General features: G+C 68.0%; 21 protein-coding genes. 11 read left to right on the top strand and 10 right to left on the bottom strand.

Translation table 11 applies throughout. From position 1 onward, the window contains the following. Window positions 1–61: 61 nt before the first annotated feature. From ACFWUU_RS14955 to ctaD, 3 genes are all read left to right on the top strand, one after another. Window positions 62–862: an alpha/beta fold hydrolase gene (locus ACFWUU_RS14955; protein WP_380175941.1), complete on the top strand. Its 801-nt coding sequence runs from the start codon at window positions 62–64 to the stop codon at window positions 860–862. After that, window positions 859–1,659, top strand: a complete 801-nt coding sequence (locus ACFWUU_RS14950; protein ID WP_380175940.1) for an LLM class flavin-dependent oxidoreductase — start codon at window positions 859–861, stop codon at window positions 1,657–1,659. Before ACFWUU_RS14955 ends, ACFWUU_RS14950 begins: the two co-directional genes overlap by 4 nt. A gap of 123 nt (window positions 1,660–1,782) precedes the next feature. Then, the gene (ctaD, locus tag ACFWUU_RS14945; RefSeq protein ID WP_380176853.1) at window positions 1,783–3,459 is read left to right on the top strand and encodes a cytochrome c oxidase subunit I; all 1,677 of its coding nucleotides are present in this window, start codon (window positions 1,783–1,785) and stop codon (window positions 3,457–3,459) included. Here the strand turns inward: ctaD and ACFWUU_RS14940 are convergent. From ACFWUU_RS14940 to ACFWUU_RS14930, 3 genes are all read right to left on the bottom strand, one after another. Beyond that, window positions 3,456–4,325, bottom strand: a complete 870-nt coding sequence (locus ACFWUU_RS14940; RefSeq protein ID WP_380175938.1) for a helix-turn-helix domain-containing protein — start codon at window positions 4,323–4,325, stop codon at window positions 3,456–3,458. The genes ctaD and ACFWUU_RS14940 overlap by 4 nt on opposite strands. Before the next feature lie 168 nt (window positions 4,326–4,493). After that, window positions 4,494–5,168 (bottom strand): class I SAM-dependent methyltransferase, encoded by a 675-nt coding sequence (locus ACFWUU_RS14935; protein WP_380175936.1) that lies wholly within the window; start codon window positions 5,166–5,168, stop codon window positions 4,494–4,496. Next, the gene (locus ACFWUU_RS14930) at window positions 5,161–6,711 is read right to left on the bottom strand and encodes an ATP-dependent DNA ligase (RefSeq protein WP_380175935.1); all 1,551 of its coding nucleotides are present in this window, start codon (window positions 6,709–6,711) and stop codon (window positions 5,161–5,163) included. The genes ACFWUU_RS14935 and ACFWUU_RS14930 overlap by 8 nt, the downstream gene beginning before the upstream one ends. A gap of 106 nt (window positions 6,712–6,817) precedes the next feature. Here ACFWUU_RS14930 and ACFWUU_RS14925 point away from each other — a divergent pair, with 106 nt between their 5' ends. Beyond that, window positions 6,818–7,729: a hypothetical protein gene (locus ACFWUU_RS14925; protein ID WP_380175933.1), complete on the top strand. Its 912-nt coding sequence runs from the start codon at window positions 6,818–6,820 to the stop codon at window positions 7,727–7,729. A gap of 3 nt (window positions 7,730–7,732) precedes the next feature. Here the strand turns inward: ACFWUU_RS14925 and ACFWUU_RS14920 are convergent, their stop codons facing one another. Continuing rightward, window positions 7,733–8,695, bottom strand: a complete 963-nt coding sequence (locus ACFWUU_RS14920) for a Dyp-type peroxidase (protein ID WP_380175931.1) — start codon at window positions 8,693–8,695, stop codon at window positions 7,733–7,735. 47 nt (window positions 8,696–8,742) lie between these two features. On the opposite strand from ACFWUU_RS14920, the gene ACFWUU_RS14915 reads away from it, so the two are divergent. After that, window positions 8,743–9,891: a CPBP family intramembrane glutamic endopeptidase gene (locus tag ACFWUU_RS14915; protein ID WP_380175929.1), complete on the top strand. Its 1,149-nt coding sequence runs from the start codon at window positions 8,743–8,745 to the stop codon at window positions 9,889–9,891. 44 nt (window positions 9,892–9,935) lie between these two features. Continuing rightward, entirely contained in the window at window positions 9,936–10,640 is a 705-nt protein-coding gene (locus ACFWUU_RS14910; protein ID WP_380175927.1) for an HAD family hydrolase, read from the top strand. Window positions 10,641–10,710: 70 nt separating this feature from the next. Here ACFWUU_RS14910 and ACFWUU_RS14905 read toward each other — a convergent pair whose 3' ends face one another. The 6 genes from ACFWUU_RS14905 to ACFWUU_RS14880 all read right to left on the bottom strand — a co-directional run bounded on the left by ACFWUU_RS14905 (window position 10,711) and on the right by ACFWUU_RS14880 (window position 16,624). Then, window positions 10,711–11,670: an RNA polymerase sigma factor RpoD/SigA gene (locus ACFWUU_RS14905; RefSeq protein ID WP_137255243.1), complete on the bottom strand. Its 960-nt coding sequence runs from the start codon at window positions 11,668–11,670 to the stop codon at window positions 10,711–10,713. Window positions 11,671–11,928: 258 nt separating this feature from the next. Continuing rightward, window positions 11,929–14,010 carry a S9 family peptidase gene (locus ACFWUU_RS14900; RefSeq protein WP_380175925.1) on the bottom strand — a complete coding sequence of 694 codons (2,082 nt, stop codon included), beginning with the start codon at window positions 14,008–14,010 and terminating at the stop codon, window positions 11,929–11,931. Window positions 14,011–14,019: 9 nt separating this feature from the next. Then, window positions 14,020–14,730, bottom strand: coding sequence for an alpha/beta hydrolase family protein (locus ACFWUU_RS14895; protein WP_380175923.1), 711 nt, complete (start codon window positions 14,728–14,730; stop codon window positions 14,020–14,022). A gap of 26 nt (window positions 14,731–14,756) precedes the next feature. Next, a complete protein-coding gene (locus tag ACFWUU_RS14890) occupies window positions 14,757–15,560 on the bottom strand; it encodes an exodeoxyribonuclease III (protein ID WP_380175921.1) in 804 nt (267 codons plus the stop codon). Window positions 15,561–15,569: 9 nt separating this feature from the next. Next, complete coding sequence (locus ACFWUU_RS14885) at window positions 15,570–16,034, bottom strand: DUF2269 family protein (RefSeq protein ID WP_380175919.1); 465 nt, start codon at window positions 16,032–16,034, stop codon at window positions 15,570–15,572. Window positions 16,035–16,039: 5 nt separating this feature from the next. Beyond that, window positions 16,040–16,624 (bottom strand): TetR/AcrR family transcriptional regulator, encoded by a 585-nt coding sequence (locus ACFWUU_RS14880; RefSeq protein WP_137255246.1) that lies wholly within the window; start codon window positions 16,622–16,624, stop codon window positions 16,040–16,042. A gap of 73 nt (window positions 16,625–16,697) precedes the next feature. Between ACFWUU_RS14880 and ACFWUU_RS14875 the strand changes: the two genes are divergently transcribed. The 5 genes from ACFWUU_RS14875 to ACFWUU_RS14855 are packed head-to-tail and all read left to right on the top strand — an operon-like array spanning window position 16,698 to window position 20,658. Next, complete coding sequence (locus ACFWUU_RS14875; protein WP_380175917.1) at window positions 16,698–17,591, top strand: SDR family oxidoreductase; 894 nt, start codon at window positions 16,698–16,700, stop codon at window positions 17,589–17,591. Next, a complete protein-coding gene (locus ACFWUU_RS14870; protein ID WP_380175915.1) occupies window positions 17,588–18,724 on the top strand; it encodes a saccharopine dehydrogenase family protein in 1,137 nt (378 codons plus the stop codon). Before ACFWUU_RS14875 ends, ACFWUU_RS14870 begins: the two co-directional genes overlap by 4 nt. After that, window positions 18,696–19,550 carry an alpha/beta fold hydrolase gene (locus ACFWUU_RS14865; RefSeq protein ID WP_380175913.1) on the top strand — a complete coding sequence of 285 codons (855 nt, stop codon included), beginning with the start codon at window positions 18,696–18,698 and terminating at the stop codon, window positions 19,548–19,550. The genes ACFWUU_RS14870 and ACFWUU_RS14865 overlap by 29 nt, the downstream gene beginning before the upstream one ends. Further along, window positions 19,547–19,939: a YccF domain-containing protein gene (locus ACFWUU_RS14860; protein ID WP_380175911.1), complete on the top strand. Its 393-nt coding sequence runs from the start codon at window positions 19,547–19,549 to the stop codon at window positions 19,937–19,939. The genes ACFWUU_RS14865 and ACFWUU_RS14860 overlap by 4 nt, the downstream gene beginning before the upstream one ends. Next, window positions 19,936–20,658: an MBL fold metallo-hydrolase gene (locus tag ACFWUU_RS14855; RefSeq protein ID WP_380175910.1), complete on the top strand. Its 723-nt coding sequence runs from the start codon at window positions 19,936–19,938 to the stop codon at window positions 20,656–20,658. The genes ACFWUU_RS14860 and ACFWUU_RS14855 overlap by 4 nt, the downstream gene beginning before the upstream one ends. Window positions 20,659–20,664: the final 6 nt, after the last annotated feature.

Raw genomic sequence — 20,664 nt, 5'->3', positions numbered from 1 at the left:
ATCGCCTTGATAAGAATCAATCGCTTTTCACGATCACTTGCTGCCTTCTACGGTCGTCCGTATGGAGAACTTCTACTCGGTCAACGGCATCGAAATCTGCGCGGAGACGTACGGCGATCCGGCCGACCCCGCCCTCCTGCTGATCCACGGCGCCACCGCCTCCATGCTGTGGTGGGACAGCCGGTTGTGCACCGAACTCGCAGCCCGCGGGCGGTTCGTGATCCGCTACGACCAGCGTGACACCGGGCGGTCGACCTCGTTCCCGGTCGGGGAGCCGGGTTATGCGATGAGCACGCTGGCCGCTGACGCCGTCGGCCTCCTTGATGCCTTGGGCATCGAGCGCGCGGATGTGGTTGCGCAGTCGATGTCCGGCGGTATTGCGCTGATCCTGGGCGTCGACTACGCGCCCCGAGTCGCTTCACTGACGTTCGTCTCGGCGAGTACCGGCGACGAGGGCCTGCCGCCACCGTCGATCACCTATGCGGATGCACCGGATCTCGGCGACCCGGTTGCCGTCGAGGAGTACGTCGTACGGTCGATCGAAGCCGAGGCAGCGGGACATTTCGATGAGGCTGCCGCCCGTGATTTGGTGCGTCGGGACATGGCTCGGGCTCGGAACTACGAGGCTTCGCTGACGAACCATTTCGCGATGACCTTCGACGGCCCGCGCAACGGCGGCTTCGGCGATCTGACCATGCCGGTGCTCGTCATGCACGGGGATGCCGATCCGTTGCTGCCGTTGCCGCACGGTGAGGCGGTGCGTGACGCGGTGCCGGGCGCTCGGCTCGTGGTGCTCGAGGGAATGGGGCACGGGCTGTCGGCGCCGTACTGGAAGACCTTCGTGGACGAGGTGGCGTCATGAAGTTCGCGATCTGGCTGCCGTTGTTCGACGAGTTGTCCGATCCGCGGGAGGTCGCTGGGCTGGCAGCGGCGGCCGAGGAGGCTGGGTGGGACGGATTCTTCCTGTGGGACCAGCTGTGGTGGCGGGAGCCGGTCCGGCTGGTGTCGGATCCGTGGATCGCGATGAGCGCGATGGCGATGACCACCGAACGGCTGCGGATCGGGCCGATGGTCTCACCGATCGCGCGCCGGCGGCCGACCAAATTGTTGCGCGAGACGACGACCTTGGACCGGCTCTCGGGTGGCCGGCTGACGCTCGGGGTCGGGTTGGGCAGCGACCGGTTCGCGCAGGAGTACTCGAAGACCGGCGAGGAGGTGAATGACCGGGTTCGGGCTGAGCGGATGGACGAGACGCTCGACATCCTCACGGCGGGTTGGACGGGGGAGCCGCTGGCGTATCGGGGCAAGCACCATTTGGTCGACGACGTGCAGTTCCTGCCGCGTCCGGTCGCCGGCGGGGTGCCGGTGTGGATCGCCGGCTTCCCGGGCAACGCCAAGCCGATCCGGCGAGCAGCGCGGTACGACGGCTTCTTCCCGGTCAACCTCACGTCGCCGGACCAGCTCGCCGAGCCGGCCGCCGTACTCCGGGATTTGCGCGGCAATCTGGACAATTACGACATCGCGGTAGCGCTGGAACCCGACGTCGATCCGCGCCCGTACGCCGACGCCGGCGCGACCTGGTGCCTGATGGACGTCGACCCCACGACGCTGCGCCTCGCCGACGTACGCACGGTGATCGCGGCCGGTCCGCCGCGGTAAGGGGTGTTCCTCCCGGGGCCATAGGTGTCTAATCGAACCGTGGCCAGCGTCAGCGGACAGGCTGGGATCACCGAGCGCACCGGAGCGACTGCTGTCGGACTACGACGGCGGCCCCTGGGCCAGGTGATCGGCAAACTCCTGTCGACGACCGATCACAAGGTGATCGGCCAGTTGTACCTGATCACGTCGTTCATCTTCTTCCTGATCGGCGGCGTGATGGCGCTGATCATGCGCGCCGAGCTCGCCGAGCCGGGCCTGCAGATCGTGAACGAGGAGACGTACAACCAGCTCTTCACGATGCACGGCACGATCATGCTGCTGCTGTTCGCGACGCCGCTGTTCGTCGGGTTCGCCAACGTGATCATGCCGGTGCAGATCGGTGCGCCGGACGTGGCGTTCCCGCGACTGAACATGTTCAGCTACTGGCTGTTCCTGTTCGGCGGGCTGATCACGGTCGGGGCGTTTGTCACCCCGGGCGGTGCGGCCGACTTCGGCTGGACGGCGTACTCGCCGTTGTCGAACGAGGTCCGCTCGCCGGGTATCGGCGGCGACCTGTGGATCATGGGCCTGTGGATGGCCGGTCTCGGCACGATCCTCGGTGGCGTCAACTTCGTCACCACGATCATCACGATGCGGGCGCCGGGGATGACGATGTTCCGGATGCCGATCTTCTGCTGGAACATCCTGGTCACGTCGATCCTGGTGCTGATCGCGTTCCCGATTCTCGCGGCGGCGCTGCTGGTGCTGGAGGCGGACAGATCGCTCGGGGCGCACGTCTTCGATGCGTCGAACGGTGGCGCGATCCTCTGGCAGCACCTGTTCTGGTTCTTCGGGCATCCCGAGGTCTACATCATCGCCTTGCCGTTCTTCGGCATCATCACCGAGATCCTGCCGGTGTTCAGCCGCAAGCCGGTCTTCGGGTACATCGGCCTGGTCGCGGCGACGATGGGCATCGGCGCGCTGTCGATCGCGGTGTGGGCGCACCACATGTTCGTGACCGGCGCGGTGAACCTGCCGTTCTTCTCGTTCATGACGTTCCTGATCGCGGTGCCGACCGGCGTGAAGTTCTTCAACTGGATCGGGACGATGTGGGGCGGATCGGTGTCGTTCGACACCCCGATGCTGTGGGCCGTCGGCTTCCTGACGACGTTCCTCTTCGGTGGTCTGACCGGGGTCATCCTGGCTTCGCCGGCGTTGGACTACCAGCTATCCGACACGTACTTCGTCGTGGCGCACTTCCACTACGTGGTCTTCGGGACCGTCGTGTTCGCGATGTTCGCCGGGTTCTACTACTGGTGGCCGAAGATGACCGGGCGGATGCTCGACGAGCGCTGGGGGAAGCTGCACTTCTGGCTGCTGTTCATCGGCTTCCACACGACGTTCCTGGTGCAGCACTGGCTGGGTGTCGAGGGCATGCCTCGTCGGTACGCCGATTACAAGTCATTCGAGGGCTTCACGACATTGCACCAGGTGTCGAGTGTCGGTGCGTTCATCCTCGGCATCTCGACGCTGCCGTTCTTCTGGAACGTGTACAAGTCGCGCCGGCACCCGCTCGTCGAGGTTGACGATCCGTGGGGCTGGGGACGGTCGCTGGAGTGGGCGACGAGCTGTCCGCCGCCGCGGCACAACTTCGACCAGCTGCCACGGATCCGTTCGGACTCGCCGGCCTTCGACATGCACCACCCGGACATCGCGCTCTCGGAGTACGACACGAACCGGACCGACTCCGACGGTCTGCTCGACGCGGGCGAGGACCAGGGCCGGATCGGACACCTCAAGTCGACCGACCCCGACGACTAGTGCATGCGCTCGAGCAAGCGGGTCAACTGCTCGTCGGTCTGTTGTGGTGACGGGCTGCTGGATGCGAGTAGGTCGAGGGCTTGCGTGTACGCCTCGACGTCGTCGCGCTTGTCGAGGTACAGCGCGCTGGTCAGATGCTCGAGGTAAACGATGTCGGGCAGATCGCGCTGCGGGAACCGGAGCAGCGAGAACGCCCCACCGGTCGCGGCATGACCGCTGCTGGCGAGCGGGATGATCTGAAGCGTCACGTTGGGCCGGGTGATCGCTTCGCGGAGCGAGTCCAGCTGGTTGCGCAGGACCTCGGCGCCGCCGATCGGGCGATGCAGCACCGACTCCTCGATCACCGCCCAGAGCTTGAGCGGCGGCTCGCGGTCCAGCACCCGTTGCCGGCGGGTGCGCAGCGCCACGATCCTCTCGATCTCGGCCTCGGTCGGCACCCCGGAGGGCGTCAGCCGGGCAACGGCGCGTGCGTACTCCGCGGTCTGCAGCAGGCCCGGGATGAATTGGATCTCGTAGGTGCGGATCAGGTCGGCGGCCGCCTCGAGCCCGAGATACGCGTCGAACCAGTCGGGCGTGACATCGCCGTACCGATGCCACCAGCCTGGGTCGTTGGCCTCGCGGGCGAGCTCCAGCAGACGGTCCCGCTCGCGCGCCTCGTTCACGCCGTACAGCGTGAGGAGGTCGGCGACGTCGCGCTCCTTGAACCCGACCCGGCCGAGCTCGAGCCGGCTGATCTTCGACTCCGACGACCGGATCGCCCAGCCGGCGTCCGTCCGGGAGACACCGGCGCGCTCACGCAGCTCCCGCAGATGACCGCCCAGCATCATCCGCAGAGCCGTCGGCCCCACTACGCCTCGCCCCGCCATACACCCAAGCCTACATCATTTTCGAACAGGTGTTCCCATGCAATCTCAACCCACCCGGGAGCGCTGTACGGCGTCGGCGTGTGGCGTCAGCTCGCCGGTGAGGTGATCGCAGTACGGCGTCCTGGCGGGCAGGTGTGGGATGCGGGAGCGCGCGTGGGTGGGCGTCGGCTAGTCGCGTAGGTATTCGGCTCGCCAGCGGAGGATTGTCGGGTCGCTCGGGCTGGGCGCCTGGTCCAGTTGGATCAGGTGGAGATCTGGGGCGGTGAAGGACTGGATGGCCGCGCGAGTGAGGGGCCAAGGCGGACCCTGGACCTCCTCGTCCGGTTGGGTGTCCGGGCGGGCGGCGGCTATGACCAGAAGGGTGCCGCCCGGGGCTACCAGTTCGGTGACCTGCTTGATGGCGGCCGGTTGTAGGCGGATCGGGAGTGCCTGGACGGTATAGATCTCGAGGACCAGGTCGAACGCGCGGTGCCAGTCCGCGGGCGGGGACAGGAGGTCGGCGACGATGTAGTGGGCCTTGGAGTCCGGGTGGTTGCGATGGGCTGTCTCGATCGCCGTGGGGGAGATGTCGAACGCCGTCGTGTCGTACCCGCGGTCCGCGATCAGCTCGGCGTCCCAACCCGTCCCCGCACCGACCACCACCGCAGTCTTCCCAGCACCATCGGGCTGCGACTCGTCGACCCAGTCGATCAGCTGCTGGTGGGCCGTCCCGCGGTCCCACGGCACCACAGCGGATCCTTCCGCGGCCGCCGCGTACAGGTGCTCGAACCAGCCCGTCGCGTCGTCGCGGTCGAGTGACTCGCGGGCGATCCGCCGAGAGGCGACGTCAGGATCCTCACTCATCACTTGCACCTTCTTCGGTGAGGCCGACATGGATCGCACGCACGGTCTGCACGGTATCAACGTCCGCAGGCCGCTTGTCCTCCCGATAACGAATCACCCGCGCGAACCGCAACGCCATCCCCGCCGGATACCGCGGTGACGTCTGCACCCCGTCGAACGCGATCTCCACCACTACCTCCGGGCGGAGGTAGACGGCCCAGTCGTCCCGCCGTACGGCGAGTTCCTGGAAGCGCTCGGTCTGCCACCGGAGCAGCTCGTCGGTCAGCCCCTTGAACGTCTTCCCGAGCATCACGAACTCGCCGGTCTCCTCGTCGCGCGCACCCAGATGCAGGTTCGACAACCAGCCCGTCCGCCGCCCATGACCCCACTCCGCCGCGAGCACGAGCAGATCGAGCGTATGCGTCTGCTTGACCTTCACCCACCCGGACCCGCGCCGCCCCGCCTCATAAGGCACGGTCAACGACTTCACCATCACACCCTCGTGCCCGCGCCGCACCGCATCCGCGAAGAACGCCTGCCCCGCCTCAGCATCATCGGTCACAAGCCGCGGCACCCGCCGCTCCTCCGGCACCAGCTTCGACAGCCACTCCTGCCGCGCGGCTCCGTCGAGCCCGAGCAGGTCCTGGCCGTCCTGGTGCAGGATGTCGAAGAAGTACGGCGTGAGCGGCACGGACTCCGGCCCAGTCGCCGCACGCGTCGCCGTCCGCGACCCGGTCACCTGGAACGGCTCCGGCCGCCCGTCCGGCCGTAGCGCGATCAGCTCACCATCCAGCACGACCTGCTCGGCGTCCAGCTCGAGTACTGCGCGAACCACCTCCGGCACGCGCGCCGTGATGTCGTCCAGTGTCCGCGTATAAACGACGACGTCCGACGCCTTCCGATGCACCTGGATCCGGATCCCGTCCAGCTTCCACTCGAGCGCCGCCGGCGTACCTGTCTTCGTCAACGCCTCCGCCACCGTCGTGGCCGACTGCGCCAACATCGGCTGCACCCCACGCCCGACCTCGAGCCCGAACTGCGCCAGCCCCGCCTCGCCCTCGGTCAGTACGGCGACAGCGACCGGAGCAGCCGCTCCGCGCAGCATCGCCGCGGCGCGGATCTTGTCCAGCGGAATCCCGGTCGCCCGCGCGACCGCATCCGCCATCACGCCGTCGAGGGCACCCTGCCGCAGCTCGCCGCCCACGAGTTGGCGCAGGAACCACTGCTCATCCGCCGTAGCCCGCGCGAACAGCCGGTCGACGGCCTCCCGCCGCCGGGCCTGCACGCCGGCGCCTGACATCTCAGCCAGCTCCGCGAACGCCTGGTCGACCTCCTCGACCGTGACCGACGGGTCGGCGGCCGGCTCGGGTGCATCTGCCAGCGTCCGCCAGCCGACCCCGGTCCGCCGCTGTCGCAGCTCGCCGGACAGGTACGTCACGACGATCTCGATCTCAGCAGGTTCTGTGGCCTTGGACAACAATCCGGCGATGAACTCCGCCTTCTTCAGCCGCGACCTGGTCCCGGCCAGCGCGGCCGACGTCGTGACCACCTCGGAGAGCAACATGAATCCAGTCTGGCCTATGGCACCGACAGGTTGGCTTTCACAACTTTCGAAGCGACCCCGGCATCGAGGAGATTGAGTGAAACTCAGTGCCTAAGGGGGAACGACTATGCGAAAGATGATTGCGGCAGCGGCAGGCCTGCTCCTGGCCGCGCCCGTCCTCACAACTGCCACCACGGCGGTGGCGGCGCCTACGGCCACCGCTTGCTCTATCCAGGCCGGCTCGGTGACCGCGGGCAAGGACCTCGTGGACAAGTACGTCAACGCGACCTCGCCGATCTCGGTCAAGCCGGTCGACACGATGGCGAAGCAGCCGTTCTCAGGAGCCGTCGCCCTGAGCAGCGAGTGGGTCTGGGACGACGACTTCGACGACAACACCTCGCTGACCGGCAACATCGTCACCGGCGGTGCGCTGTACGACGTCGGCCTGCTGACCCAGAAGGGCACCGACGGGAAGGTCGTCGACACCCAGTCGACCCGGATCGGCGGCGGCTGGAACGACTTCCGCACGTTGACCAAATCCTGGTCGGCGGACGGCGGCAGCAACGCGAGGACGTACGCCTTGCGCAACGACGGCGTGCTCTACCGATGGTTCGTCAGCGAGGTCAACGGCAAGCCCGTCTGGCGCTCCGCGGGTTCGTACGCCGGGTTCGCGTCGGTGAAGGCGGTCGCGCTGATCAGCCGGACGTCGACGTACGACACTCTGCTGGCGACGACGCGTGGTGGTGCGCTCTACACGATCCGCATCCCGCTGACCTCGCCGATGAAGCCCGTCGTCAAGGCGCTGCGGACCAGCACCTGGCAGGGCTTCGAGTCGCTGCTGACAACCCGCTGCGGTCAGTACGGCACGCTGCTGCTCGGCATCGACAAGGACACCGGTTCGGCGTACCTGTATGCCGTTGGCCACGCCAACGGAACTGCGACCATCATCAACAGCCTCGGCAAGGTGCCGGGGACGTTCGACGACCCGGTGAACTACAGCTGGGCGAGCTTCGTCGACCCGCCGCTGAACGGCGAGTGACCCTCAGGGCGCCGGCGGCAGGTCGTCGAGGAAGTCCGACGTCGGCGTGAAGAAGAGGCCACCCGTGACCGCGGTCGAGAAATCGAGCAGCCGGTCATGGGTGCCCTCGGGTACGCCGATGAACATCCGGCGGAGCATCAACTCCGTCACCGCCGGGGTCTTCGCGTAGCCGATGAAGTAGGTGCCGAACTCCTGCGCGCCGATCGTGCCGAACGGCATGTTGTCGCGCAGGATCTGCAACTGGTTGCCGTCCTCGTCCTCGATCACGTTCAGCACGATGTGCGCGTTGGCCGGCTTCTTCGCGTCGGGGAACTCGATGTCGTCGAGCTTGGTCCGGCCGACCGCGGCCTCCTGCTGCTCGACCGTCAACGCGTTCCACGCCTTCAGGTTGTGCAGGTACTTCTGCACGATGACATAGCTCCCGCCCCGGAAGTCCGGGTCCTCGTCACCGATGAGTACGGCGGCCTGTGCGTCGGAGCCGGTCGGGTTCTCGGTCCCGTCGACGAAGCCGAGCAGGTCGCGCATCTCGAAGTACTTGAAGCCGTGTACTTCGTCGACGACTGTGGCGGCGCCGTCGAGCAGGGTCATGATCTGGCCGGCCAGCTCGAAGCACTGGTCCTGGTGGGCGGCCCGGATGTGGAAGAGCAGGTCGCCGGGCGTGGCCGGAGCGTGGTGGGTCGCGCCCTTGAGCTCGACGAACGGGTGCAGCTCAGCGGGCCGCGGACCGCTGAAGAGGCGGTCCCAGACGTCCGATCCGATGCTGGTGACACAGGACAGGTTGCCGTTGGGCACGCGGAAGCCGACCGAGCGCACGAGACCGCTCAGCCGCTCCAGGAGGTCGCGGGTCCGGTCCTCGCCGCCTTCGTCGACCTGAACGACAAGGAAGATGGCCGAGCCGCTGAGCGGCATCAGCACGGACTGCGGCAGCGCATCCGTCGACCTGGATGTTTCCGGATCAGTAACCACCGTGTTTTTCCCTCCGTCTGCTTGGCCCGATCTTCTAGAGTCCAGTCATGGACCCGCAACAGCCCGGACCGCCACCTCAACAGCAACCGCAACCGGGCCCATACTCCCAGCCGGGGCAGTACCCACCGCCCCCGCCCCACGCCGCCCCGTACCCGGAGCAGTGGGGCGCGCCGCCGCCCCACCCTCAGCAGTGGGGTGCGCCGGCGCCGTACCCGGTCCAATATGCCTATCGCGAGCCCCGAATCATCCCCGCCCCGCCGGGTACGCCGTTCCACCGGCTCGCTCGTACTCCGAAGCACGCGTGGTGGCGCCCGATCGTCGGGACGCTGCTGCTCGGCGCCTTCGTCCTGTTCCTGACGACCGGCGTCGTCGTCGCCTGGACGATCGTGCACCGTGTCGTCGCCGGTCCGTTCCCGACGCCGAGCGGATCGGACATCTTCCCGAGCGACACCGAGAATCTCGCGGTCACGCTGGTGATGCTCGGCATCCTGACCCCGTGCGTCGGCCTGGCCGCGTGGGTCGTGCAACGCCGGCCGTTCTGGAGCGTCGCCTCGGTCCTGAACAAGATCCGCTGGCGCTGGTTGCTGCTGTGCTGCGTGCCGGCCCTCGGGTACCTCGCGCTGTCGTACGCGATGGGGCTGCTGGTCGACGCGATCTTCCCGCCCGATGATGCGATCGGGAACGACGGCGGGTCGTGGATCGGTTTCGGGGCGTTCGTCGTACCGGCGCTGGTGATCCTGTTCCTGGTGCCGTTCCAGTCGGCGGCCGAGGAGTTCATGTTCCGCGGCTGGCTGATCCAGGCTGTCGGCGCGTACGGCCCGGACAACCCGAACGGCAAGGCGCGCTGGCTGCGGACAGTCTTCCGGTCGCCGTGGCCCGGCATCGTGATCGGCGGTGCGGCGTTCGTGTCGGCGCACGGGTACACCGGGTGGGCGATGGCCGACGTGTTCCTGTTCGCGATCACGGTCGGTTGGTTGACGGTTCGGACCGGGGGACTGGAGGCGGGGATCGCGCTGCACGCGCTGAACAACCTGCTCGCGTTTATGTTGCCTGCAGCAACTGGTCAGCTGTCCGGCTGGGACGAGCAGGGCGGCGCACCGTGGACGTTGCTGGTCTCGGACATCCCGTGCCTCGCGTTCTACGCGTTCGCGATCACCTGGCTCGCTCGCCGGCAGCAGGTCGCTCGGGTGAGCTGAAAACCACGCGAGAACTGTCGGTCGGCTCTGGCAGGCTTTGCCGGGTGACGAACGCGAAGATCGAGGCCGTCCTGTTCGACTGGGGCGGCACACTGGCAACCTGGCACGACATCGACCTGCACGAGACCTGGCGAGCCGTCGCCACGGTGCTCGACGAGGCGCAAGCCGACGAGCTGGCGGCCCGGCTGGTGGCGGCCGAAGGGTCGATCTGGCGGCGCTCGCGGGACGAGCATCTGAGCAGCACGCTCGAAGAGGTGTGCAAGCTGGCCGACGTGGTGATGAGCCCGGCCGCCCAGGCGGAGTACGACCGGCAGTGGGACCCGCACACGGAGCTAGATCCGGATGCGATCGACACCCTGCGGGAGCTGAGGGCGCGTGGGCTGAAGATCGGCGTACTGTCCAACACGATCTGGCCACGCCTGCGGCACGAGGAGATCTTCGCCCGCGACGGCGTGCACGAGCTGCTCGACGGCGCGGTGTACACGAGCGAGATCCCGTACACGAAGCCGCACCCGGAGACGTTCCTGGCGGCGATGCGCGCGGTCGGGGTGTCGGAGCCGTCACACTGCCTGTTCGTCGGCGACCGGCTGTTCGACGACGTCTGGGGCGCGCAGAATGTCGGCATGCGGGCCGCTCACCTGCCACACAGCGCGATCCCGACCGAGCAGATCGGCCACACCGAAGGTACGCCGGACGCCACCATCCAGCGCCTCTCGGAGCTCCCCGCGCTGATCGATAGCTGGAACTGACGCCAGACATACCGAAGGACCCCCGAGCCGGATCGCGGCTCGGGGGTCCTGAGGGGTTTCGGAGTGGGTGTTACGCGGCCAGCGTCGGGTCTGCCATCAGGCGCAGGCGCCCCAGCGCCTCACGCTCGATCTGGCGGACTCGCTCCGCCGAGATGCCGTGCACTGCGCCGATGTCGGCCAGCTTGGCCTGGCGGCCGTCGTGCAGGCCGTACCGACGCCGGATCACGTCCGCCGACCGCGGGTCGAGCTGGTCGACCAGGCTGAACAGACCCGAACGGTCGGACGCGTCCGCGACCAGCTGGTCCGGACCCGGCGCGGTCTCGGCCGCGATCAGGTCACCCAGCGAGGTCTCGCCCTCGTCGTCGACCGGGCTGTTCAGGCTGATGTGGTCCCGGCCGATGCGGATCAGTTCAGTGACCCGCTCCTCGTCCAGTCCCAGCTCCGCCGCGATCTCGTCGATCTCCGGCTCGCGCCCGAGCTTGCGCTCCAGCGTGCGCCGCGCCGACCCGATCTGGTTCAGCTGCTCCACCACGTGCACCGGCAGCCGGACCACACGGGCCTGCTGCGCGATACCGCGGGTGATGGCCTGCCGCACCCACCAGGTCGCGTACGTCGAGAACTTGAAACCCTTCCGGTAGTCGAACTTCTCCACCGCGCGGATCAGTCCCGTGTTGCCCTCCTGGACCAGGTCCAGCAGCGGCATCTGGGACCGCCCGTAACGGCGGGCGATCGACACCACGAGCCGGAGGTTCGCGGTCACGAACCGTTGCTGCGCGCGCCGGCCTGCTTCGGCCAGCCACTCCAGCTCCTCCTCCGTGGCATATTTGGGCGCTCCGCCCTTCTTACGTCCAACCCGCCCCTCGGCCAGCAGTTGCTCCGCAAGGAGTCCTGCTTCGACCGTCTCAGCGAGCTCGACCTCTTCCTCAGCCGTCAGCAAAGGCGTACGCGCGATCTCTTCGAGATAGAGACCTACACTGTCCTTGCCGTCGATACCGTCGTCCGTCGACCGGACACGAGCCATGCGAGCCACCGAAACTCCCTTCGTCGTTACATGGAGAGCAACGCTCGAGTAGGGTTCAAGATTCCGGTACCAGTGTGTAAACACCCTGAAGGTTCCCTGAGAGTTCCCGGCAGTGATTCCGCCGTGGAAACCGGTGTCCCGCAGCCCCGCTGCGATATTCAGCCCGACACCCCGCGCCTAACCTGAGAATCCGTGCAGAAAACCGCCTCCGGATGTGTTGCACAACACACGTCCGGAGGCGGAAATTCCCTCTTTTCGGGTCGGTTCTCAGCTGAGGCCGAGCGTGTCCAGCTCCCAGGCCAGCGAGAACGCGACCTCACGCCAGGCGTCGTACCGCCCGCTGCGGCCGCCGTGACCGGCATCCATTTCGGTCTTCAGCAGTACGTCGGTGTCGCCGGTCGCGGTGGCGCGGAGTTTCGCCACCCACTTCGCCGGCTCGACGAAGAACACCCGGGTGTCGTTCAGGCTGGTGATCGCCAGGATGCGCGGATAGTGCTGCGCGGTGACGTTTTCGTACGGCGAGTAGGACTTCATGTACTCGTAGACGGCTTTGTCCTCGAGCGGATTACCCCATTCCTCCCACTCGATCACGGTCAGCGGCAGCGACGGGTCGAGGATCGTGGTCAGCGCGTCCACGAACGGGACCTCCGCGACGACTCCGCCGAATGCTTCCGGGGCCAGGTTCGCGATCGCGCCCATCAGCAGACCGCCGGCGCTGCCGCCCTGCGCGACGATCCGCGCCGGCCTTGTCCAGCCGGCCTGGACCAGGTGTTCCGCGGCCGCGATGAAGTCGGTGAACGTGTTCCGCTTGGTGAGCATCTTGCCGTCGTCGTACCAGTGCCGGCCGAGCTCGCCGCCGCCGCGCACGTGCGCGATCGCGAACACCACGCCGCGGTCGAGCAGCGACAGCCGCGGGATCGAGAACCACGGATCCATCGACGACTCGTACGACCCGTAGCCGTACAGCACGACCGGCGCGTTCCCGTCCTTCGCGACGTCCTTGCGCGCGACCATCGAGATCGGCACCTTCGTCCCGTCCGGCGCGGTCGCCCACTCGCGGTACTGCGTGTACGCGGTCAGGTCCACGCCGCCGAGCACGGGCTGCTGCTTCAGCGGTCGCCGCTCGCCGGTCGCGACATCCACGTCGTACGTCGAACCCGGCGTCACCAGCGACGTGTACCCGAAGCGGTACCGGGTGTCGTGCCACTCGTCGTTGCGCCCGGGGGACACCGTGTAGATCGGCTCGTCGAACTCCAGTACTTCGGGATCGCCGAAGCCGCCGTCCGACCGGCGCATGATCGCGAGCTCGGTCAGCGCGTCGCGGCGCCGGTAGAGGATCACGTGCTCGGCGAACGCGTCGGTGCCGAGCAGACGGCTGGTCTCGTCGCCCTCGATCAGCGTCGTCCAGTCGCCGGGGGAGTCGAGCGGCGCGGAGGCCAGCGAGAAGTTGGCGGCGTCCGCGTTGTGCGTGATCAGGAGCTGGTCGCCGGCGTGCTCGACGTCGTACTCGACACCCTCGCGGCGCGGCCGTACGACGACCGCTTCGCCCGTCGGGTCGCTTGCGTCGAGCAGCCAGACCTCGCTGGTGAGCTTGCTGCCGAGCGCGATCATGATCGCCTGCTCGTTGCGGGTCAGGTCGACGCCGACCCAGAACCGCTCGTCGGGCTCCTCCATGACCAGTACGTCGTCCGTGGCGCCGAGGGTGTGCCGCCAGACCTGGTAGGGGCGCCAGGCGTCGTCGACCTTCGTGTAGAAGATCGTCGAGCCGTCCGCGGACCAGGCCGAGCCGTAGTGCACCTCGGGCAGCTCGTCGGGCAGTAGCTCGCCGGTGCTCAGGTCCTTGATCCGCAGGGTGAACCGCTCGTCACCCTTGAGGTCGACGGAGTACGCGAGCAGGCGGCCGTCGGGGGAGACGTCGACGGTGCCGAGCGAGAAGAACTCGGAGTCGCCGGCCACCTCGTTCCCGTCCAGCATCACCTCTTCGCCGGCGATCTCGCCGTCGGTCGCGGGCGGCTCGTCGCCGTCCACCTTGACCCGGCAGTGCAGGGAGTACTGCTGGCCCTCGATCGTGCGCGAGTAGTACCAGTACCCGCCGCGCCGCGCCGGAACGCTCAGGTCGGTCTGCAGCGTCCGGTCCGAGATCTCCTTGAAGATTGCCTCACGCAACGATTCCAGATGCGCCGTCCGCGCCTCGGTGTACGCGTTCTCGGCACGCAGGTACCCCAGCACCTCGTCATCGGTCTTGTCCCGCAACCACTCGTACTCGTCGACGAACACATCGCCGTGATGCACCCGCTCGACCGGCTTGCGGGCAGCAACCGGCGGCGTAACAGAAGAAGTCTCGGACATGCCGCGAGACTACCCGCGCACGGAGATGCTTACTGCATCCAATACAGCCCTGACCGCACCCCGCGACTCCTCGGTGTGATCGAGTACGTCGAACCCGTGCCGGCCGTTCGGCGCCTCGATCACCTCGAGCCTCACCCCGGCCGCCCGCGCAGCGTCGATGAACGGCGGCTGGGTCGGCGCTACGTCGGCCAACTCACGCCCCACCACAGTCATCACCACCGGCAGTCCCCGCGCACCCTTGACTGCCTCGACCGGATGCACACCGCGCACCGTCACCAGCCCGGAGTCGCCCAGCACCGGGTAGGTGAACGCGACGCATCGGAGCCACTCCGGCGGACTCTGCAGGAACGAAGCCGCCAACGGTCCGCTGCCGGAGAAGAACCACAGCGCGACGCGCTCGCCGTTCACCCGCGGGTGCGCCCGGATGGCCTCGATCGCGCCCGCCAACGCGGCGTTGGAGCGGTCGTCGTCCGGACGCCCGTCGGGGCTGTGGTCGACCGCGGCAGCGACGCAGCCGCGGTAGGCGAGTTGGCTGGCGTAGCCCTGATAGATGTTCCACTTGCTGGGAAGCGGTCGGCCTTCAGCGGAGTACGGCACGCCGTGGATCAGCAGAACCGCGGGCGCCGGCTCGGTCGCACTCGGGAGGTAGAGCTCTTGGCCCTCGTGGCTTTCACGGGCGACCGCCGGGGTCGGCAGGACGAAGGCGGGATCTTCGGGCATGGCTCCCACCGTAGGTGCGGCAAGGGCTACACGTCGTACGTCGCGACGACGGGTGCGTGGTCGCTCCAGCGTTCGGCGTACGTCGGGGCGCGGTGGATGACGCAGCTGTTGGCCGCCGAGGCCAGCTCGGGGGAGGTGATCTGGTAGTCGATGCGCCAGCCGGCGTCGTTGTCGAAGGCCTTGCCGCGCCAGGACCACCATGAGTACGGGCCGGGTCCTTCGCCGCCGAAGCGGCGGCCGAGGTCGACCCAGCCGGCCTCGAACAGGCGGTCCATCCAGGCGCGTTCCTCGGGCAGGAAGCCGCTCTTCTTGCGGTTGGCCTTCCAGGCCTTCAGGTCTTCCTCGCGGTGGGCGATGTTCAGGTCGCCGCACATCAGCACGTGCCGGCCGTCGGCGCGCAGTTCAGTCAGCCGGGCGGTGATCGCGTCGAGGAACGCGTACTTCTCCTCCTGCCGCGGCGGCGTCTCGAACTCGCCGGTGAACACGTACGTGCTCACCGCGGTCAGCGTCGTACCGTCATCCAGTACGACGTCCGCCTCGACCCACCGCCCGCATCCGGCGAACCGCTCCGGACCGATCTCGCCGCGCTCGTCCTTGATCGGCCGCCGACTCGCGACCGCGACACCGGCGCGTCCCTTGTGCCCGTCGATCGCGGGTTCGGCATGCGCGATGTTCCAGTCGCCGCCGAGCAGCTCCCGCAGTACGTCGTCCGTCGCCCGCACTTCCTGCATCAGCAACAAGTCCGGATCCGTGTCGTCCAGCCACGGCTGCATCCCGCGCCGGAAGGCGGCCCTGATCCCGTTCACATTCACCGTGGCAACCGTCAGCACGCGGGAACCTTACCCTCTGTGGTGCCCCGGCTTGACGACCATGAGCACCAGCACGACCAGCCAGAGCAGCGCGAAGATCCCGGACGTCATCGACAGCAGCTTCGCCTTCGACAGCACGGCACTGCGCTCCTCGGCCGTCCCGCCCGCGGCCGCCAGCACCTTCGACTGCGCGGGCGCGACGAGGAAGGCGAGCACCAGCGCCGCGATGAGTGTCAGCACGATCGAGATGATCAGCCAGGCCTCGCCCATGACGTCCATGCTGCCCGCGAGCGCGAACCCGAAGACCGGCACAGCGAGACTGGCCCAGGCGTAGACGTTGGTGATCCGGTGCAGCACCTGCAGTCCGCCCACCTCCGGGGTCTCGGCCGTCAGCATGCGCTTGGCGGTCGACGGGAACATGCTGGTCGCGACGGTGACCGGGCCGACGCAGAGGATCGCGGCGAGGATGTGGACCGTCAGGAAGAACTTGTTCATCACGCTCACTCGGAAGTCGTCGTGAGGATCGCGTCCAGGGACTGCTCGCAGAGGTGTTCAAGCGCGTCCGGCGAAACGGTCGGGGAGTCGATCCACACCAGGAGGGTCTGTTCGACGTAACCCTGCCAGCCGTGGCAGGCGAGTTCGACGACGGGGGTGACCTCGATGCCGCGCTCCGCGACCGCGCTGATGACCCACTGGCTGAACACGCGGCGGAGATCGGAGTGCAGCGCGCGGATCTCCGGATCGCCGGCGGCCGACATCAGCAGCGTGGCGCGATAGAGCTGCGGTGCTTCGAGTACGGCGCGGACGAACGCGCGGATGCCTGATCGAAGCTGCTCGTCCGGCGGCAGTGACGGGTCCGGGGCCGTCCGCAGCATGACTTCCGCGGCGGCTTCCTCGATCACGGCGTACTGGAACTTCTTCTTCGAGCCGAAGTAGTGGAACAGGAGAGCGGGGGAGACGCCGGCCTCCGCGGCGACCAGCTCGACCGTCAGCTCGCGATGCGGATCGGCGAGCAGCACCCGCCGCGCCGCCGCGAGGATCTGCGCCCGCCGCTCATCTGGGCGCAGTCGCGAGGTCTGGGTCATACCCGCAGTCTATTGAGTAATCGGTCAACAAGCACTTACTGTTGAGTATCTGCTCAACAAGCTGGAGGTTCAGATGCGTCCGTTGGCCGGTCAAGTCGTCCTCATCACCGGCGCCTCGCGGGGGATCGGCGCCGCGGTGGCCCGGAAGTTGGCGAGCGAGGGTGCGAAACTCGCGCTGGTCGGCCTGGAACCGGACGAACTGAAGAAGGTCGCGGAGGACTGCGGCCCGGACGCCGGCTGGTGGGAGGCCGACGTCACCGACACCGACTCGCTGCGTACCGCGGTCGAGGGTGTCGTCGAGCGCTACGGCCGCATCGACGTCGTGATGGCGAACGCCGGTATCGCCGCGCCGGGCTTCAGCCGGAGCATGGACCCGAAGGCGTGGGAGCGGGTCGTCGACGTCGATCTGTACGGCGTCTGGCGCACGGTCCACCTCACGCTGCCGTACCTGCTCGAGAGCAAGGGCTACCTGCTGCTGGTCTCGTCCCTCGCCGCGATCGTGCACATCCCCGGACTCGCGTCGTACAACGTCTCGAAGGCCGGCGTCGAGGCGCTGGGGGACACGCTGCGGCCGGAGCTCAGGCATCTCGGCGTACGGGTCGGTGTCGCGCACATGACCTTCGTCGACACCGACATGGTGCGGGGAGCGGACGCGCATCCGGTGTTCGGCCGAGTGCGGACCGGGATGCCGCTCGCGAGTAAGACGTATCCCCTGGAGTTCGCGGTCGGCAAGTTCGTCGACGGCATCAAGAAGCGGTCGCGGACCGTCCACGTACCGGGCTGGATCGGCGCGCTGAAGGTTGTCCGCTGGGCGATCCCGCACTTCATCGAGCTCGGCTCGCGATTCAGCGTGCCGAGGGCGGACGCGGCCGCATTGGCTGACATCCAGGCGCGCGGGGCCGAGGCTTCGTCCAGGCCGACCGGCGCCGGCGGCCTGGCCGACTCGGAGAAGGCTGCGCACAAATGAGCCGCGAGTACGACGTCGTCCTGCTCGGCGCGAGCGGATTCACCGGCGCGCTCACTGCGGAGTACCTGGAGAAGAACGCACCGGACGGGCTCCGCTGGGCCGTTGCCGGACGCAACAAAGCGAAGCTGGAACGGTTCGGCAAGGACATCCTGCACGCGGACGTGACGGACGCCGAGTCGATGCGCGCGCTGGCCGAGTCGACGAGAGTGGTCGCGACGACAGTCGGGCCTTACATCCAGTACGGCGAACCGCTCGTGGCCGCCTGCGCCGAGGCGGGCACGGACTACCTCGACCTCACCGGCGAGCCCGAGTTCACCGACCGCATGTACGTCCTCTACCACCAGCGCGCGAAGCAGACCGGCGCCCGGATCATCCACGCCTGCGGCTTCGACTCGATCCCGTACGACCTCGGCGTGCAGTACACCGTCGAGCAACTGCCCGAGGGCGTGCCGATCCAGGTGGACGGTCTGCTGCGGGCCGGCGGTCGACCGTCCGGCGGGACGTTCCACACCGCGATCACCGCGTTCTCCCGTCCGAAGCAGAACCTCGAGGCACACCGGGCCCGTAGGCAGGCTGAGCCGCGGCCGGAAGGGCGACAGGCGCGGGCGGTGTCCGGGCGGATCCACCGCCAGCAGGGGTTCTGGGCGGTGCCGCTGCCGACCATCGATCCGCAGATCGTCGCGTACTCCGCGCGGCTGCTGGACCGCTACGGCCCCGACTTCCGCTACTCGCATTACGCTGCGATGGACCGTCTCCCGAAGGTTGCCGCGGGCATCGGTGGGGTCGGCTTGCTGATCGCCGGCGCGCAGATCCCGCCGGTGCGGAAGGCGATGCTGAACCGGCTGCAGCCCGGCGACGGGCCGAGCCCGGAGCGGCGGGCGCGGTCCTGGTTCAACGTGCGGTTCGTCGGCCGTGGCGGTGGCAAGCAGGTGATCACCGAGGTGGCCGGCCGCGATCCCGGGTACGACGAGACCGCGAAGATGCTCGGCGAGAGCGCGCTGTGTCTCGCACTCGACGACCTGCCGGAGACAGCCGGCCAGACCACGACGGCCGCTGCCATGGGACCCGCTCTGCGCGAGCGACTGGTGAAAGCGGGGATGACCTTTGCCACCCTCGAAGTCGACCACTACTAGCCGCGACGGCACCCGCATCGCCCTCTACGACTACGGCAACCCGGATGCGCCGACGCTGATCTGCGTCCACGGCTACCCGGACAACGCCTCGCTGTGGGAGCCGGTCGCCGAACGCCTCACCACCGACTTCCACGTCGTCACGTACGACGTCCGCGGCGCTGGCACCTCCGATCGCCCGACCGCCACGTCCGCCTACGCGCTTGACCGTCTGCAGGAGGACTTCGAAGCAGTCCTCCTGCACACCGCACCCAACCACCCTGTGCACGTCCTGGCCCACGACTGGGGCTCGATCCAAGCCTGGCATTTCATCACCGACCCCGAACTCCAGGCACAGATCGCGTCCTTCACGTCCATCTCAGGGCCGTCCCTGGATCACGCCGGCTACTTCCTCCGCCGCCGCAACCGCGCCGCGCTCCGCCAACTCCTGCACTCCTGGTACATCTTCTACTTCCACCTCCCATGGCTGCCGGAGCTCGCCTGGCGCAAGGGCTGGGCGCATCGGGCCTTCAACCGGCTCGAGCAGCAGGACGCCGAGGAGAACCGCTCGATCGGCGACTACGTGCACGGCATGAAGCTGTACCGCGCCAACGTCCTGCCACGGCTGATCCGCCCGGCGCAGCGGAGGACCGACGTACCTGTGCTGGCCGTGTCTCCCGACGCCGACCCGTTCGTCACGACCCCGCTGCAGACCGAGATCGCGCGGTGGGCGCCCAATCTGACGGTCAAGGTGGTCAGGGGCGGCCACTGGATGCCCCGGAACGATCCCGGACTTGTTGCCGAGTTGGTGCGGCAACACAGCCGTGAGGTGGCAGGCTTGGAAGCATGAAGACGCTTCTCAACCTGATCTGGCTGGTGCTGGCCGGATTCTGGCTGGCTGTCGGGTACGCGGTCGCCGGCATCATCTGCTGCGTGCTGATCGTGACGATCCCGTTCGGCATCGCGTCGTTCCGGATCGCCGGCTACACCCTGTGGCCGTTCGGCCGGACCGTGGTCGACAAGCCGAGCGCCGGCGCGGGCGCGCTGTTCGGCAACATCATCTGGATCATCTTCGCCGGCTGGTGGCTCGCGCTCGGCCACCTGACCACCGGGATCGCGCTCTGCCTGACGGTCATCGGCATCCCGCTCGGCATCGCGAACTTCAAGCTGATCCCGGTCTCGCTCCTGCCGCTGGGCAAGGAGATCGTGCCGAGCAACCAGCCCTTCGCCACCCGGTGAGGTCGCTGACTGTCCTCGGTTCCTGCGGCGCGTGGCCGGAAGCCGGGCGGGCGTGCGCCGGGTTCCTCGTCGAGTACGACGGGTTCCGGGTCGTGCTCGACCTCGGGTACGCCGCGTTGCCACGCCTGCTCGAGCATTGTCCTCACGGTGAGGTGGATGCGGTGGTGGTGACTCACCAGCACCCGGATCACTGCGTGGATGTGAGCGGTCTGGCTCGGGTGAGGTACTACGAGGCTCCAGACGCTCCGCCGATTCCGCTGCACTGCACGCCGGGGACTCTGGACGTACTGCGGGCGCTCGAGCCCGACCCCGACCCGGCCGAGGTCTTCGCGGTGCGCGATCTCGCGTCGACGAAGCAGATCGGGCCGTTCGAGGTGCTGACCGTGGAACTGCCGCACTACACGACGAATTTCGGAGTCCGGCTGAGCACGCCAGAAATGTCGGTCGCGTACACCGGTGACAGCGGCCCTTCAGCTGAGCTGACAAAGCTCGCCGAGGGGACAGACGTCTTCATCTCGGACGCGACCTACCAAGGTCAGTCGAACGACAGCTATCTGATGACAGCCGCCGAGGCCGCGAGGGGTGCACGCGGAGCCCGGCGGCTCGTGCTGACGCACTTCTGGCCGGGCTCCGACCGGTCGATCTCGGTGCGCGAGGCTCAGGCCGAGTTCGACGGTGAGGTCATGGCCGCCGAGGAAGGTCTTGTCCTCGGCCTTTGACGCCGG

Source organism: Kribbella sp. NPDC058693 (assembly GCF_042715335.1).
GTDB lineage: Bacteria > Actinomycetota > Actinomycetes > Propionibacteriales > Kribbellaceae > Kribbella > Kribbella jiaozuonensis.
Note: the sequence above shows the minus strand (reverse complement) of the source record. Positions and strands in the feature narration are given on the sequence as shown.